The organism is Geodermatophilus sp. SYSU D00742 (assembly GCF_054049935.1).
Map to the genome: position 1 here is coordinate 1 of NZ_JBJGYJ010000055.1, position 15,878 is coordinate 15,878.

A 15,878-nucleotide genomic window follows, 5' to 3' on the forward strand; every position below is an offset into this window, starting at 1 on the left:
GCCGTCGGCGGGCGGCCGGTCCCGCCCGCGGCTCCGGGGGCGCCCGTCCGCGGCCCCGGCCGTCCAGGACCGCCGGCCGTCGGGCAGCCGGCCGCAGGCCACCTCGAGGGCCAGCGGCCAGTCCGGGTCGGTCCAGTAGCCGCTGTGCCCGCCGGTCCCGGTGACCGCCCGGGTCTGCAGCGCAAAGTCGCCGGGGACCGGGTCGAGCAGCCGCCACTCGTTGCCGCACACCCGGCGGCCGGTGCGCGGGTCGACCCAGTCCGGCTGCCGCGTCGCTGGGTCGTCGATCCGGCGGGAGGACAGCGGCCCGCCGTCGCGGGTGTGGTCCCAGCTGGTGACCGGGCCGGCGACGGGGTCGGTGTCGCGGTACAGGCTCACCCACCGGAACGCGCCGGCCATCCCGCGCAGCAGCTCCGGCGCCACGTAGTGCGGGAAGCCCCGGGCGAACTGCTGGCGCAGCTGCGACCCGAAGGTCACCCAGCGCACCCGGTCGCGGACCTGCTCCGGCAGCCACAGCAGCGCCACCAGGGAGATCAGGCTGCCCTGGCTGTGCGCGGCCACCACCACCTCCGGGACCGGCTCGGGGTTGACCGCCGACCGCGACCCGGGCGGCCCGGCGTCCCCGTCGTCCTCCAGCGGGTCGGGCACGCCCAGGTGCCAGCAGATCCGCCGGACGAGGGCCGGCACGACCTCCGAGGCGTACGGCGGGGGTACGAACGGGTGCGCCGTCCGCGGCCAGAACGCCACCACGTCCCACACCACGTTCAGCCCGCGCCGGGCGCCCTCCGAGCGCAGGGCACCCCGGGCCAGCAGCACCGTGCCCAGCCCGATGCCCAGCAGCGTGACCTGGCCCAGGGCGATCACCACGTCGTCCCCGGTCACGGCGCCGCCCGGCGGGGAGGACACCCCGGTGAGCAGGCTGACCGGGAACGCCGGGTCCTCCCCCGCACCCCGCGCCGACCACGACGCCGCCCCGATCGCCGCGCCCAGCACCAGACCCAGGGCCGTCCACAGGCCCAGCACCAGGGGGACGGCGTTCTTCATCCGGGCCCGCTGCATGGCCGCACCCGCCTCCCGCACCCACGGCGGCGGCAGGCGCAGCGCCGGCGGGTCCCCGAAGGTCATCGCCGCCTGCGCCCGCTCACGGAACGCCCGCCTGCGGCGGCCCGCCCGCACCCGCGCGGCGACCGCGAGCGCGGCGAAGACCAGCGCCGTCAGCCCCCACGCGTAGGAGAACCGCTGCAGGAGCTCCGGCACGTCGACGTCGGTCCCGGTCAGGCCGTCGACCAGCTCCTCGACGCCCAGGGTGAGCCCCGCGGTGGAGCCCACGGCCAGGTAGCAGCCGACCGCCGTCGCCAGCGCCGCCGACATCCCCCCGGCGAACCGGCGGAACGGCCGCGCGGTGCGGCGGGCGGCGGCGCGCGTGCCGGCGGCGAGGGCGGCGACGGCCAGCACCAGCAGGGAGACCGTGGCGGTGCCGGCCAGGACGAGCAGCGCGACCGCCGGCTGGGTGCCCGGCAGCCGCCCGGCGCCGGAGACGTCGGTGACCGCGACGGCGACCAGCGCCAGCAGCAGCGCGCCCCCGGTGAGCAGCCGGACGACGCCGGTCGCGGCCGTCGTCCGGCGGACCGTCCGGGCCCGGTCGGTGGCCCCGCCGGCGCGCACCGTCGTCCGCCGCTCCGGGTCCCCGGCCAGCAGCACGACCAGCGCCACCAGCCCGAGCACGGCGGCGGGGTACCACCGCCAGCCCGCCGCCCAGCCGGTGCCGCCGTCGGCGGCGACGGACAGGCCGAGCCAGGCGACGACGAGCAGGCCGGCGGCGTGGTGCAGCCGGCGCAGCGACGGGCTGTCGGGGTCGCCGTCGAAGAACGCGGCGTCCCCCAGGCCCGGCAGCCCCTCCGCGCCGTGCCCGAGGTCGCGCGGGCCGGCATGGGAGAACCGGTAGCGGCGGCCGGTGTCGACCGCGCCGATCCGCGACAGCCCGGTGATGAGCGCGGCGGCCAGCACCAGGCCGGCCACGACGACCACCCGGTCGGGCACCGGCAGGCCGCGGCCGGTCAGCCACTGCCAGGCGAGCAGGTCGACCACCACCAGGCAGTCGGCGAGCGCGAACAGGCCGGTGAGCACCAGGCCCACGGTGCGCAGCAGCGCCCCGCACAGGCTGTGCAGGCGCCGCTGGGCGGCCGTGGTGGGCGGCGGCAGCATGAACTGCGCGGCGTTGACCATGCCGAACGGGATGAGCAGCAGCCACAGGCCCTGGGCCCACGAGCCCGACGTCCAGCGGCCCCAGTGGAAGGCCTCCAGCACGTGCCCGTCCGCGGCGCGGACCTCCCGGCCCTGGGCGTCGGCGGGGCGGAAGCAGCGGCTGCGGTCGTCGCCGGCGACCTGGACGGTGTGCGCGCTGCCCAGCATGTAGTCCGGCGGCGTCCCGCTGACGCCGTGGACGCGTAGCTCGACCCAGTCGGCCATCCGCTCCCCTCCCCCGGCCGACCGCTGCGCACGTCACGGTTGACCGTCGGGTGTGCGGGCATGATCTGCCCCGTTCCCCGGCCCCGGCCAGAGCCCGAGCCCCATCCGCTGTGCCGTCCCCGCCCACCCGCCCTGGAGGCATCCCGTCATGTCCGCACCCGTCGAGTTCTCCGTCTGGGCCCCGCTGCCGGAGCGGGTCCGGCTCCAGGTCGACGGCGCGGTGCACGACATGCGCCGGGACGACGGCGGCTGGTGGCGCGCGGAGGTGGCGGCCGGCCCGGAGGCCGACTACGGCTTCCTGCTCGACGACGACGGGACCCCCCGCCCCGACCCGCGCTCGCGCCGCCAGCCCGCGGGCGTGCACGGGCTGTCGCGGCGCTTCGACCCGGCGGCGTACGGCTGGGGCGACGACGCCTGGACCGGCCGCCCCCTGGCCGGCGGTGTCGTCTACGAGATGCACGTCGGCACGTTCACGCCGGAGGGCACCCTCGACGCGGCGGCGCGGCGGCTGGACCACCTGGTGGAGCTCGGCGTGGACTTCGTCGAGCTGCTGCCGGTCAACGGCTTCAACGGCACGCACAACTGGGGCTACGACGGCGTCCTCTGGTACGCGGTGCAGGAGGAGTACGGCGGCCCGGCGGCCTACCAGCGCTTCGTCGACGCCTGTCACGCGCGCGGTCTGGGGGTGATCCAGGACGTCGTCTACAACCACCTCGGCCCGTCGGGGAACTACCTGCCGCTGTTCTTCCCGGTCTTCGCCGAGGGCGGCGCCAACACCTGGGGCAACTCGATCAACCTGTCGGGGCCGGACTCCGACGAGGTGCGCCGCTACATCATCGACAACGCCCTGATGTGGCTGCGGGACATGCACGTCGACGGGCTGCGGCTGGACGCCGTCCACGCGCTGGTCGACGAGCGGGCCACCCACGTGCTGGAGGAGATGGCCCAGGAGGTCGACCGGCTCTCGGTCGCCGAGGGCCGGCCGCTGACGCTGATCGCCGAGAGCGACCTCAACGACCCCCGCCTGGTCACCCCGCGGGTGGCCGGCGGCATGGGGCTGACCGCCCAGTGGAGCGACGACTTCCACCACGCGCTGCACGCGACGCTCACCGGCGAGGGGCAGGGCTACTACGCCGACTTCGCCGCGGCCGGGCTGGCCGGCCTGGCCAAGACGCTGACCGGGGCCTACTTCCACGACGGCGCGTGGTCGAGCTTCCGCCGCCGGCACCACGGCCGGCCCGTGGACACCAACGTGCTGCCCGGCTGGAAGTTCCTCGCCTACCTGCAGGACCACGACCAGATCGGCAACCGCGCGGTCGGCGACCGGATCTCGGCGTCCCTCTCCCCCGACCTGCTCGCCGTCGGCGCGACCCTCGTGCTCACCAGCCCGTTCACCCCGATGCTGTTCATGGGCGAGGAGTGGGGCGCCTCGACGCCGTGGCAGTTCTTCACCAGCCACCCCGAACCGGAGCTGGGCAGGGCCACCGCCGAGGGGCGGATCGGCGAGTTCGCGGAGCACGGGTGGGACGCCGCCGTCGTCCCCGACCCGCAGGACCCGGAGACGTTCACCCGGTCGAAGCTGGACTGGGACGAGGTCGAGCAGGAGCCGCACTCCCGGCTGCTGGGCGTGCACCGGGCGCTGCTGGCGCTGCGCCGGGCGCACCCGGACCTCGTCGACCCGGACCTGTCGCGGGTCGACGTCACGTGGGACGACGCCGAGCGCTGGCTGGTCGTGCACCGCGGGTCGCTGCGGGTGGTGGCCAACCTCTCCGCCGAGGCCCGCGAGGTGGACCTCGACGTGCCGGCGGACGAGGTGCTGTTCGCCAGCGGCGAGCTGCCGACCGTCGACGGGCGCGCGGTGACGGTGCCGCGGGAGAGCGCCGTCGTGGTCACCACCCGCTGACGTGCGCCGCCTCCTCCCGGGGCCGGCCGGCGAGCTGGCCGACGAGGAGCTGGCCGACGCCTACCGGCTGCCACCGGGCCGCTCGCTGCGGGCCGACTTCGTGGCGTCCCTCGACGGCGCCATCACCGTCGACGGCCGCAGCGGCGGCCTGGGCTCCCCCGGCGACCGGCGGGTGTTCCGGCTGCTGCGCGCGCTGGCCGACGTGGTGCTCGTCGGCCACGGCACGGCGGCGACGGAGGGGTACCGGCCGGTCGCGGCGGACGATGCCGTCGTCGGCCTGCGGCGGGCGCTGGGGCGGCCGGCGACCGCACCGGTCGCGGTGGTGTCCCGGCGGGCGTCGCTGTCGCCCGGGGACCGCCTCGCCGTCGACTCCACGGTGCTGGTGACCTGCGCGGCGTCCGACCCCGGCCGGCGGGCCGCGCTGACCGACGCGGGCGTGACGGTGCTGGTCTGCGGGGAGGACGACGTCGACCTGCCCCTCGCCCTGGACCGGCTGGCCGACCTGGGCCACGAACGGGTGCTGTGCGAGGGCGGGCCGCAGCTGTTCCGCGCCGCCCTGCAGGCCGGGGTCGTCGACGAGCTCGCCCTCACGCTGTCCCCGGCACTGGTCGGCGCCGGCCAGCCGCACCTGCTCGGCGAGCCGCTCGGCGGCCTCGTCCGGCTGCGACTGCGGCACGTGCTGGAGGAGGACGGCGTGCTCTTCACCCGCTACGCGGTCGACCGCGCCGGCCCGGCCGGGTGACGCCCCGGGAACCTGCACCCGGCTCCCCGGCCGGTTCCGCTGCTACCTTCCCGCCGGTGGGCGACGCGACGACCGGTCCCGGGCCGTTCGCCGAGCTGCTCCGTCGCTTCCGCGACCGCGCTGCGCTCAGCCAGGACGAGCTCGCGGCGCGAGCCGGCCTGACCGCCAAGGCGGTCGGGGCCCTGGAGCGGGGTGAGCGACGCCGGCCCTACCCGCACACCGTCCGGGCCCTCGCCGACGCCCTCGCCCTGGACGGTGTCGACCGGGCCGCGCTGGCGGCGGCGTCCCGCCCGGCCGGGCCCGACCGGCCGGTGCCGGCGCCCCCCGACGCGCTCCCGGCCCGACCCACGGCCGCCCCGCTGCCCCCGACGGCGCTGATCGGCCGGGACGACGAGCGCTCCGAGGTGCTGGGGCTGCTGCGGTCGGGCGCCACGCGGCTGCTCACCCTCACCGGGCCGGGCGGGGTGGGCAAGACCAGTCTGGCGCTCGACGTGGCCGGGACGCTGGCCGCCGGCTTCCCCGACGGGGTCGCCGTCGTCGAGCTGGCGCCGGTCCGTGAGGCGCGGCTCGTGCTCCCGACCATCGCGCGGGCGCTGGGGGCCCCACGGCTCGCGCCTCCCTTCGGCGACGCGCTCGCCGCCGTCGTCGGGGCGCGCCGCCGGCTCGTCGTCCTCGACAACGTCGAGCACGTCCTCGACGCGGCCGCCGACGTCGCCGACCTGCTCGCCCGCTGTCCCGGGCTGGTCGTCCTGGCCACCAGCCGGGCGGCCCTGCGCGTGCGGGCCGAGCTCGACCGCCCGCTGGAGCCCCTGCCCGTACCGGCCGGCCGCGGTGTCGCGGCGGTCGCGGACTCCCCCGCCGCGCAGGTGTTCCTCGACCGCGCCCGCGCCGCCGGCCGCCCGGTGCCGCTGAACGGGGCGACGGCGGCGGACGTGGCCGCGATCTGCCGGCGGCTGGACGGGCTGCCGCTGGCCCTCGAGCTGGCCGCGGCGCACGCCCGGTACCTCTCCCCCGCGGCCCTGCTGGCCCGCCTCGACCAGGCGGTCGGCTCACCGGTGTCCCGGGACCTGCCCGAGCGGCAGCGCACCGTGCGCGCGACGCTGGACTGGAGCCACGACCTGTTGACCCTGGACGAGCAGGTGCTGCTGCGCCGGCTGGCGGCCTTCTCCGGCAGCTTCTCCCTGGAGGCCGCCCAGCAGGTGGCCGGGCACGGCGACGTCGTCCCCGCCCTCGGTGGTCTCGTGGAGCAGTCGCTGGTGGCCGTGCGGGACGACCGCTACCGGATGCTCGAACCGGTCCGCCAGTACGCCGCCGCCCGGCTGCGGGAGGCCGGCGAGGGCGACGCGGTGGCCGACCGCGCGGCCGACTTCTTCTGCGCCCTCGCCGCCGAGGCCCGGGCCGGCCTCCGCGGCCCGGGCCAGGCGGCCTGGCTGGACCGGCTGCAGCGCGAGCACGGCAACCTCAGCGCCACGTTCAGCAGGCTGGTGGAGGGCGGCCGCCACGGCCGCGCCGCGCTGCTCGGTGCCGACACCTGGCTGTACTGGGCGCTGCGCGGCGACGTCGGCGAGGGCCTCGGCTGGCTCGACCGGATCCGGGACGACGCCGGACCCGGGTCGCTCCCACCGGTCGAGACGGCAGCGCTGCACCTGGCCCGGTCGGGGCTCCGGTACGCGTCGGGTGACATCGCCGCCATGCGGGTCGCCGCGGGGGAGGCGGTCGCGGCCGCGCGCGGTGCCGGCGACCCCGGCCTGCTCGCCGAGGCGCTGGTCCTGTCGGGGTCGGGCGCGGTCTTCCTCGGTGACCTCGACCGGGCCGCCGGCGAGCTCGCCGAGGCCTCGCGGCTCGGCCGGACGGCGGGCATCCCGTGGGCGGTCGCGCACGCGACCCTGGCCGAGGCGCAGCGGCTGGCCCAGGCCGGCGACCTGGACCGGGCCACCGCGGGGCTGCACGAGGCCGAGCGGATCGCGCGGGAGATCGGCAGCCCGTTCACCCTCGCCACGGTCCTCAACATGCGCGCCACCCTGGCGCAGGGCGGCGGGGACGACGACACGGCACTGGCCTGCCTGGCCGAGGCCGCCGCGCTCGCAGCCGCCGTCGGCACGACCTGGACGTCGGCCTACACCCTTCCCGGGCTGGCCGTGCTGGCCGCCCGGCGCGGCCGTACCGAGCTGGCGGTGGAGCTGTTCGCGGCCGGTTCGGCGACCGCCGAGGCCGCGTCCGTGGCGGTCGCGTTCCCGCCGGACCTGGAGCGCGCCCGGCACTGGCTGGCCGCGGTCCGCACCGCGCTCGGCGAGGAAGCGTTCCGGCGGGCCTGGGAACGTGGCCTCGGCCTACGGTCGGCCGACGTCCCCGGCCTGGCCGCGCAGCTCACCCGACCGAGCGCACGCGGCTGACGTACCGGCGGTACCGCCGGAGGAACACCGTCCGCGCCAGCAGGCGGACCGGCAGGGGCAGCTTGGCCAGCAACTGCGCGGTCTCCTCCGGGGTGGCCTCCTCGAGGACCGCGCCGAACATGATCGGCAGCTCGGACCGCGACATGCGCGCCAGTCCGTGCTCGCCCAACTGCTCCCACTCCGCGGTCGACAGGTGCCGCGCGGCCAGCGGCAGGATCTCCCGCTCCTCCTCGTCGAGGTGCTCGAGCAGGGCGGTGCGCAGGGCGTCGGAGGTGGCGGCGACCTCCTCGGTGACCGCCGGCCGGGCCTCGGCCTCCCAGCGGGTCAACGCCGCGCCGAGCCGCTCGGTGTGGTGCTCGACCCGCTCGTGCTGGGCCTCCATGCGGTGGACCAGCGCGGCGTCGGGTGCGGCCCGCTCGAGCAGTCTCGGCCACAGCAGCTCGTCCTCGCTGGTGTGGTGCAGGTGCAGCCCCTTGAGGACGAGCCGGGCGTGCGCGGCGACCACGCCGGCGCGGGCGGTGTCGCCCGCGGGGACGGCGCGGACCAGCTCCGGCAGCAGCCGGAACTCGCGGCGGAACGTGCGGTGCGCGACCACCATGTCGTGGACGTCGGTGAGCGGGGTGGCGGAGGTCTCGGTCATGACAGGGAGCCTGTCGGGGCCCGCCGCGCACCAGCACCCACAGGACCTCCACACCGCACCCACACTCCACCCGTGCGGGTCTCGCGCGGCCCGCTGACCCGCCGGCCGTCGGTCCCGGCTGCTTGACTGCGGGCATGGACCTGCCCCTGCTGCCGCCGGTGAAGCCGATGCTGGCCAAGGCCACGACCAAGCTCCCCACCGCCGACGACCTCTACTACGAGCCGAAGTGGGACGGCTTCCGCTGCATCGTGTTCCGCGACGGCGACGAGGTGGAGCTGGGCAGCCGCAACGAGCGCCCGCTCACCCGCTACTTCCCCGAGGTGGTGGCCGCGGTCAAGGCCGCGCTGCCGGAGCGCTGCGTGGTCGACGGCGAGATCGTCGTCCCCCAGGGCGACCGGCTGCACTTCGAGGCGCTGCTGCAGCGCATCCACCCCGCCGAGTCCCGGATCACCCTGCTGGCCGAGCAGACGCCGGCGTCGTTCGTCGCGTTCGACCTGCTCGCGATCGGGGACGAGTCGCTGATGGAGACGCCGTTCGGCGAGCGGCAGGCCCGGCTGCGCGAGGTGGTCGGGAAGGGCACCGAGTCGGTGCACGTCACGGCCATCACGCAGGACCCCGGGACCGCGCAGCGCTGGTTCCAGGAGTTCGAGGGCGCAGGGCTCGACGGCGTCGTCGCCAAGCCCGCCGACCTGCCCTACGGACCCGACCAGCGCCTGATGACGAAGGTCAAGCACGTGCGCACCGCCGACTGCGTGGTGGCCGGGTTCCGGTGGCACAAGACCGGGCCGATCGTGGGTTCGCTGCTGCTGGGCCTCTACGACGACGCAGGCGACCTCCAGCACATCGGCGTCGCGGCGTCCTTCCCGATGACCCGCCGGGCCGAGCTGGTCGAGGAGCTGGCGCCCTACCGGGCGCAGGCGCTGGACGGGCACCCGTGGCAGGACTGGGCGAACGCCGAGACCAACGGCGACGGCGAGCACCGGATGCCCGGGGCGCAGAGCCGCTGGAACGCCGGCAAGGACCTCTCCTGGGTGCCGTTGCGCCCGGAGCTGGTGGTCGAGATCAAGTACGACCAGCTCGAGGGACGCCGGCTGCGGCACACCGGCCAGTTCCTGCGCTGGCGCACCGACCGTGAGCCGCGCAGCTGCACGTACGACCAGCTGGAGGTGCCGGTGCGCTACGACCTCGCCGAGGTCTTCGCCGGCTGACCGCGGCGGACGCCCTCCAGGGAGCGCCTCGCGAGTGGCCGCAGTGACTCGCGTGGCGCGGTGGCCGAGTGACGGGGAGGCGACCGCCTGTCGCGGACGGGCTCGGTTCGCTTCGCGGAATAGCATCGCTGCCCGTGTCGAGGAGCCCGGGGGACCTGCTGCGGACGGCGGCCCGCGGGCTGGGGCAGACGCTGCTCACCGTCGGGTTCGTGCTGCTGCTGTTCGTCGTCTACGAGCTGTGGGTGACCGACCTGCAGAGCGCCGCCGCGCAGGAGGAGCTCACCACCGAGCTGCGCGAGGAGTGGGACGACCCGGCCCGGCCGGTGCCCGCGGAGTTCGCCTCCGGCGAGGCCTTCGCGTTCCTCCACATCCCGCGGCTGGGCGCGGACTACGCCCGGGCCGTCGTCGAGGGGACCGGCACGGCCGAGCTGGCCGAGGGTCCCGGGCACTACACGGACACCGCGATGCCCGGCGAGCAGGGCAACTTCGCCGTCGCCGGCCACCGCGTGGGCCGTGGCTCTCCGTTCCTGGAGCTCGACGAGCTGCGCCCGGGCGACCCGGTCGTCGTCGAGACCGCCGAGAGCTGGTACGTCTACCGGGTGGTCGGCGACGCGGCCACGGGCTCGTTCACCGCCCCGGGCCTCCCCGTCCCCGGCCGGCACATCGTCTCCCCGGGTGACGTGTCGGTGATCAACCCCACGCCCGGCGCCGCGCCCGGGGCCCCGCCCACCGGCGCCTACCTGACGCTGACCACCTGCCACCCCGAGTACTCCGCACGCCAGCGGCTGATCATCCACGCCGTCCTCGACGGTGCTCCGATCGCCCGCGCCGACGTCCCCGAGGGCCCCGCCGCCCTCCGGGAGGGATGAGGACGACCGTGTACTCCTGGATCTGGCGGCACCTGCCCGGCCCGACCGCCGTGAAGGCGCTGCAGGCGCTGGTGCTGGTCGCGACGGTCGGCGCGCTGCTGCTGTTCGTCGTGTTCCCGGAGGTCGAGCCCCACCTCCCCTTCGCCGACGTGGTCGTCGACGAGTGACCGCCGACCGCTGACGGCAGCCCGGCTGGGGGGCGGGCGCCTGCGGTCCCGGCGCCGGGCTCCTAGGCTCGTGATCATGCGCCTGTCCCGTGGCCTGGTCGCCGTCGTCTCCGGCCTGCTCCTGACCGTCTCCGGTTGCACCTCGTCCGACCCGGAGTCGGCGGACCCCTCCGCCGCGTCGACGACGCCGGCCGAGCCGGAGGCGGAGGAGATCGCCTGGAGCGACTGCGACCAGCAGATCTCGTCGGTGATCGCCGGCAGCCCCGGCAGCGAGCGGGACATCCTGTTCGAGTGCGGCCGCACCCAGGTGCCGATCACCTACGCCGAGCCGCAGGGGGAGAAGCTCACGATCTTCCTGGTCCGGGCCCGGCTGGCCGGGCAGACCGACCGGCTCGGCTCGCTGGTGGTCAACCCCGGTGGGCCCGGTGGCTCCGGCGCCGACGCGGCGATCCAGCGGGCGCTGACGCTGCCCGAGAACGTGCTGGCCCGCTTCGACCTCGTCGGCTTCGACCCGCGCGGGGTGGGGTTGTCCGAGGAGGCGGTCGAGTGCGTCCCCGACGAGCTCAAGGACCGCGTCATCGCCGCCGAGCCGCGCCCGGTCTCCGAGCAGCAGCTCGACGAGGCGTTCGCGCTGGCCCAGGAGGTCGCCGACGGCTGCACCGAGGAGTACGGCAGCGAGGCGCTCGGCACCTTCAACACCACCGACACGGCCCGGGACATGGACCTGCTCCGGCAGGCTCTGGGCGACGAGCAGCTGACCTTCCTCGGCTACTCCTACGGCACCACGCTGGGCTCCACGTACGCCGAGCTGTTCCCCGACCGGGTCCGGGCGCTGGTGCTCGACGCCGCCGTCGACCCGGACGGCGACCCCCGCGCCGACGCCGAGGCCACGGCCGCCGGCATGGAGGCGGGCTTCGACGCCTTCGCCGCCAACTGCACGGGCCTGGTCGCCGGTTGCCCCGTGAGCGCGGAGCCGCGCCGGTTCGTCGAGGAACTGCTCGCCCAGGCCGCCCAGACGCCCATCCCGAGCGCGCGGCCGGGTGAGACGCGGCAGGCGACCCCCGGCGTGATCCTCACCGCCATCCAGGCCGGGCTGTACAACACCAACGCCTGGCCGCAGCTCGCGCAGGGCCTCGCGGCGGCGCGCAACGGCGACGCCCAGGGGGTGTTCTCCCTCGCCGACGCCCACTACGGCCGGCTGCAGGACGGCACCTACTCCAACCTCATCGACGCCAACCTCGCCATCACCTGCGCCGACCGCGACCCCGACGCGCAGGTCCCCGAGGACGAGATCCGGGCGCTGGCCGCCGACTGGGGGCAGCGGTACCCGCTGTTCGGCGCCGGCGCAGCGGCCGGCCTCTACACCTGCTCAGTGTGGGAGGCCGAGCGCACGCCGCTGCCCGCGCGGGACGCCGAGGGCGCCGCGCCGATCCTGGTCGTCGGCAACACCGGTGACCCGGTCACGCCGCTGTCCGGAGCGGAGGACATGGCCGCCGACCTGACCTCCGGCGTCCTGCTGGTCTGGCAGGGCCTCGGACACACCTCCTACCCGAAGACCGGGTGCGTCAGCGACGTGGTCAACGCGTACCTCGTCGACCTCGTCGTGCCGGCCGACGGTGCGACGTGCCCGCTGTGAGCGGCCGGGCGCCTAGGGTGCGCCGGGTGAACGCGCGATCCGGGTCCGGTCGGTGATGGCCTCGTCCAAGGACGCCGTCGTCCTGCAGGTCGACGGGCACGAGGTGCGCGTCTCCAACCCGGAGAAGCCGTACTTCGCCGACCGCGGCATCCGCAAGATCGACGTCGTCGAGTACTTCATCAGCGTCGGCGACGGCATCCTGAACGCGCTGCGGGACCGCCCCACGACGCTGGAGCGCTGGCCGGGCGGGGTGTTCGAGGGCGCTCGGCTGTCCACCCGCGTCGACAACACCGGCGACGCCTTCTACCAGAAGCGGGTGCCGAAGAACGCGCCCGACTGGGTGCCGACGGCACACATCACCTTCCCCAGCGGCCGGACCGCCGACGAGATCGCCCCCGACTCGGTCGCCGTCGTCGCCTGGTGCGCCAACCTCGGCACGCTGACCTTCCACCCGTGGCCGGTGTCGAAGTCCGACGTGGAGCAGCCCGACCAGATCCGCATCGACCTCGACCCCCAGCCGGGCACCGACTTCGCCGACGCGGTGGCGGTCGCCCCGCACGTCCGCGAGTTGCTGGCCGAGTTCGGCATGCAGGGCTGGCCGAAGACCTCCGGGGGCCGCGGGGTGCACGTCTACGTGCCCATCCAGCCGCGGTGGACCTTCCCGGAGGTACGCCGGGCGGTCATCGCGTTCGGCCGCGAGCTGGAACGGCGCCTCCCCGACCGGGTGACGATGTCGTGGTGGAAGGAGGAGCGCGGCGAGAAGATCTTCATCGACTACAACCAGATGGCCCGTGACCGCACGATCGCCTCGGCGTACTCCATCCGGGCCAAGCCGCACGCCCCGGTCTCGGCGCCGGTCGACTGGGACGAGCTGCCCGACGTCTCACCGTCGGACTTCGACGTCCTGACCATGCCCGCGCGGTTCGCGGAGGTCGGCGACAAGCACGCCGGCCTGGCCGACCACGCGTTCGGCATCGAGCCGCTGCTGGAACTGGCCGAGCGCCAGGCCAAGGACGACGGCCTCGGCGACCTCCCCTATCCCCCCGACTACCCGAAGATGCCGGGCGAGCCGATGCGCGTGCAGCCCAGCCGCGCCAGGAGACCGACCAGCGAAGACGGGTGATTTCGACCCTCGCCCAGGGCTAGCACAGCGCTCACTCGCCCGACACCTGCCGCCGTGGCGATCCGGCTGGAAGGCCTGCTGGCGTCGTTCCGGCGGCACCTGCGGGCCGCCGCCAAGGCGCCGCGGACCATCGAGCTGTACAGCCAGTCAGTGCTGCACTTCGGTCGTTGGCTGACCCTCCGCGGCCGGGGGCCGGTGCTCGACGAGCTGACCCGGCACGCCATCGCCGCGTGGCTGGCCGAGCTGGCCGAGACCTGCGAGCCCTCCATCGTCGGCACCCGGCTGCGCGGCATGCGGCGGTTCTGCCGGTGGCTGGACCCCGTCAGGCCTCGTCGTTGGTCAACGAGTCAGCAGGCACAGCAGTGCGGCCTCCAGTGGTCAGCGCCAGCGCCGGTGTCGCCCCCAACGTGATGGGCCTGGGGCCGGTCCCGGCCACGGAGAAGGCCCTGGCCAAGGCCGGCTGGACCGTCGACGACCTGGACGCCGTCGAGCTCAACGAGGCCTTCGCCGCCCAGTCGCTCGGGGTGCTGCGCCGACTGAAGATCGACGAGGAGATCACGAACGCCGACGGCGGTGCGATCGCCCTCGGCCACCCGCTCGGCTGCTCCGGCGCCCGGCTGCTGGTGACCCTGCTCGGCCGGCTCGAGCGGGAGGGCGGCCGCCGGGGCCTGGCGACTCTGTGCGTGGGCGTCGGTCAGGGCGTCGCGATGCTCGTGGAGACGGTGTGAGCGCCGTCCCGGCCCGGGTGGGCGTCATCGGGGGTGGCCGCATGGGCGCCGGCATCGCCCAGGCCTTCCTGGCCGCCGGCGCCCGGGTCGAGGTCGTGGAGGCCGGCGCCGTCGCCGCCGAGGCCGCCCGCGGGCGCGTGAGCGACGGCCTGGAGGAGGCCGCCCGGCGGGGGAAGCTCGACGGCGACGTCGCCACGGTCCTGGACCGGCTGACCGTGGTCGGCTCCCCCGCCACGCTCGACCGGGCGACCGGCCTGGTCGTCGAGGCCGTCCCCGAGCGGGCCGACCTCAAGGCCGACGTCCTGCGGGCCGCCGAAGCAGCCGTCGCTCCCGACGCCGTGCTGGCCACCAACACCAGCTCCCTGTCCGTCTCGGAGCTCGCCGCCGCACTCGAGCGCCCGGCCCGGTTCCTCGGCCTGCACTTCTTCAACCCGGTGCCGGCGTCGAAGCTGGTGGAGGTCGTCGTCGCCCGGCAGACCGACCCCGAACTGGTCGGGACGGCGAGCGGCTGGGTGCGCGCGCTCGGCAAGACCGACGTCGTCGTGCAGGACTCCCCTGGCTTCGCCTCCTCCCGGCTCGGCGTGCTGCTCGGTCTGGAGGCCATCCGGATGCTGGAGGAGGGCGTCGCGGACGCCGAGGCGATCGACACGGCCATGGAACTGGGCTACCGGCACCCGATGGGCCCCTTGCGCTCCACCGACCTGGTCGGCCTCGACGTCCGGCTGGCCATCGCCGAGTACCTGCACCGGACCCTCGGCGAGCGGTTCGCCCCACCACAGCTGCTCCGCGACAAGGTCGCCGCCGGCGAGCTCGGCCGCAAGGCCGGTCGTGGGTTCCACACCTACACCTGACCCGCGCCCCGAGGAGCCCGCCATGACCACGACACCGGCCGGCACGGATGTGACCCGCACCGACGCCGGCGGCGTCGCCACGGTGACCCTGCAGAGCCCCGGGCTCTCGCACCGCTCCCGTGCCGAGCTCACCGCCGTCCTGCGGGCGGTCGCGGCGGACGGGTCCGTGCGCGCGGTGGTCCTGACGGGAGCCGGACGGGCGTTCTGCGTCGGCCAGGACCTCGCCGAACACGTCGAGGCGCTGCGAGCGGACCCCACCACCGCGATGGACGTGGTGGCCGAGTCCTACAACCCCATGGCGCTGGCCCTCGCCGCGGTCCGGGTGCCGGTGGTCGTGGCCGTCAACGGGGCCTGCGTGGGCGCCGGGTTGGGACTCGCCCTGGCCGGGGACCTGCGCGTCGCCGCTGCCGGAGCCAGGTTCGGCACCGCGTTCACCGGCATCGGCCTGTCCAGCGACTCGGGGCTCGCCTCCCGGCTGGTGCACTGCCTCGGGGTTTCCCGGGCGACCGAGCCGCTGCTGCTCCCGGAGCCGTTCAGCGCCGAGACAGCGCTGCAGTGGGGCCTCGTGCACCGGGTGGTCGAGTCAGGCGAGGTGGTCGCCGAGGCGCAGGCGCTGGCCACCCGACTGGCGCAGGGACCGACGGCTGCCTACCGCGCGGTGAAGACCGTCCTGGCCACGGCGGCGACCGACCCACTGGAGGGGACACTGGCCCTCGAGGCGCGGCTCCAGGCCGAGCTCGGGCAGACCGTCGACCACCGGGAAGCGGTCGAGGCATTCCTCGCCAAGCGGACGCCGAGATTCACCGGCCGCTGAGCGCCGGCTGGGCCGGCGCCTCACCGACCGCTCGGGGCGCCGGCCGGGGACCGCGGCCGCCCGGGATCCCCTGATCTCGTATGGGCAGCGCCCAGGATCAGATCGCCGCGCGTGGACACGAGCACCCGACGAGCTGTCGCGGCCGAGGCCCCAGCGCGGGCTCGGGCGGCGCCGGTGCGCTGGGTCGCCGCGGACCGACCCGTCCTGTCGACGCCTTCATGGCCGACGCCACGGCCGGGGGGGGGGGGCGGGGGGGGGGGCCCCCCGCCCCGGGGGGGGGGGGGCGGGGGGGGGGGGGGGGGGGGGCGGGGGGGGCCGGGGGGGGGGGGGGGGGG

General features: G+C 76.0%; 14 protein-coding genes. 12 read left to right on the top strand and 2 right to left on the bottom strand.

Features of this window, described 5'->3' with window-relative positions:
* The coding region (locus ACI78V_RS22220; protein ID WP_456854821.1) for a hypothetical protein at positions 1-2,469 on the bottom strand (2,469 nt) is incomplete at its 3' end.
* Positions 2,470-2,617: 148 nt separating this feature from the next.
* On the opposite strand from ACI78V_RS22220, the gene treZ reads away from it, so the two are divergent.
* The 3 genes from treZ to ACI78V_RS22235 are packed head-to-tail and all read left to right on the top strand — an operon-like array spanning position 2,618 to position 7,507.
* On the top strand, positions 2,618-4,372 hold the full coding sequence (gene treZ, locus ACI78V_RS22225; protein WP_456854823.1) for a malto-oligosyltrehalose trehalohydrolase: 1,755 nt from the start codon (positions 2,618-2,620) through the stop codon (positions 4,370-4,372).
* 1 nt (position 4,373) lies between these two features.
* Complete coding sequence (locus ACI78V_RS22230; protein ID WP_456854825.1) at positions 4,374-5,114, top strand: dihydrofolate reductase family protein; 741 nt, start codon at positions 4,374-4,376, stop codon at positions 5,112-5,114.
* 56 nt (positions 5,115-5,170) lie between these two features.
* Positions 5,171-7,507: an ATP-binding protein gene (locus ACI78V_RS22235; protein WP_456854827.1), complete on the top strand. Its 2,337-nt coding sequence runs from the start codon at positions 5,171-5,173 to the stop codon at positions 7,505-7,507.
* Here the strand turns inward: ACI78V_RS22235 and ACI78V_RS22240 are convergent.
* A complete protein-coding gene (locus ACI78V_RS22240; RefSeq protein ID WP_456854830.1) occupies positions 7,482-8,147 on the bottom strand; it encodes a hemerythrin domain-containing protein in 666 nt (221 codons plus the stop codon). The two genes, ACI78V_RS22235 and ACI78V_RS22240, sit on opposite strands and share 26 nt — an antisense overlap.
* 134 nt (positions 8,148-8,281) lie before the next feature.
* Here ACI78V_RS22240 and ACI78V_RS22245 point away from each other — a divergent pair, with 134 nt between their 5' ends.
* The 9 genes from ACI78V_RS22245 to ACI78V_RS22285 all read left to right on the top strand — a co-directional run bounded on the left by ACI78V_RS22245 (position 8,282) and on the right by ACI78V_RS22285 (position 15,543).
* Positions 8,282-9,355: an ATP-dependent DNA ligase gene (locus tag ACI78V_RS22245; protein ID WP_456854834.1), complete on the top strand. Its 1,074-nt coding sequence runs from the start codon at positions 8,282-8,284 to the stop codon at positions 9,353-9,355.
* A 134-nt stretch (positions 9,356-9,489) separates the two neighbouring features.
* A complete protein-coding gene (locus ACI78V_RS22250; RefSeq protein ID WP_456854836.1) occupies positions 9,490-10,224 on the top strand; it encodes a class E sortase in 735 nt (244 codons plus the stop codon).
* The gene (locus ACI78V_RS22255) at positions 10,221-10,391 is read left to right on the top strand and encodes a hypothetical protein (protein WP_456854838.1); all 171 of its coding nucleotides are present in this window, start codon (positions 10,221-10,223) and stop codon (positions 10,389-10,391) included. The genes ACI78V_RS22250 and ACI78V_RS22255 overlap by 4 nt, the downstream gene beginning before the upstream one ends.
* Positions 10,392-10,467: 76 nt before the next feature.
* Entirely contained in the window at positions 10,468-12,027 is a 1,560-nt protein-coding gene (locus ACI78V_RS22260; RefSeq protein WP_456854840.1) for an alpha/beta hydrolase, read from the top strand.
* Positions 12,028-12,082: 55 nt separating this feature from the next.
* Positions 12,083-13,150 carry a non-homologous end-joining DNA ligase gene (ligD, locus tag ACI78V_RS22265; RefSeq protein ID WP_456854842.1) on the top strand — a complete coding sequence of 356 codons (1,068 nt, stop codon included), beginning with the start codon at positions 12,083-12,085 and terminating at the stop codon, positions 13,148-13,150.
* Between the two features lie 54 nt (positions 13,151-13,204).
* Positions 13,205-13,561, top strand: coding sequence for a phage integrase N-terminal SAM-like domain-containing protein (locus ACI78V_RS22270; RefSeq protein WP_456854844.1), 357 nt, complete (start codon positions 13,205-13,207; stop codon positions 13,559-13,561).
* Positions 13,525-13,878 (top strand): hypothetical protein, encoded by a 354-nt coding sequence (locus ACI78V_RS22275; RefSeq protein WP_456854846.1) that lies wholly within the window; start codon positions 13,525-13,527, stop codon positions 13,876-13,878. The genes ACI78V_RS22270 and ACI78V_RS22275 overlap by 37 nt, the downstream gene beginning before the upstream one ends.
* Positions 13,875-14,729 carry a 3-hydroxyacyl-CoA dehydrogenase family protein gene (locus tag ACI78V_RS22280; protein WP_456854848.1) on the top strand — a complete coding sequence of 285 codons (855 nt, stop codon included), beginning with the start codon at positions 13,875-13,877 and terminating at the stop codon, positions 14,727-14,729. The genes ACI78V_RS22275 and ACI78V_RS22280 overlap by 4 nt, the downstream gene beginning before the upstream one ends.
* Before the next feature lie 22 nt (positions 14,730-14,751).
* On the top strand, positions 14,752-15,543 hold the full coding sequence (locus ACI78V_RS22285; protein WP_456854851.1) for an enoyl-CoA hydratase/isomerase family protein: 792 nt from the start codon (positions 14,752-14,754) through the stop codon (positions 15,541-15,543).
* The last annotated feature ends 335 nt before the right edge of the window (positions 15,544-15,878 follow it).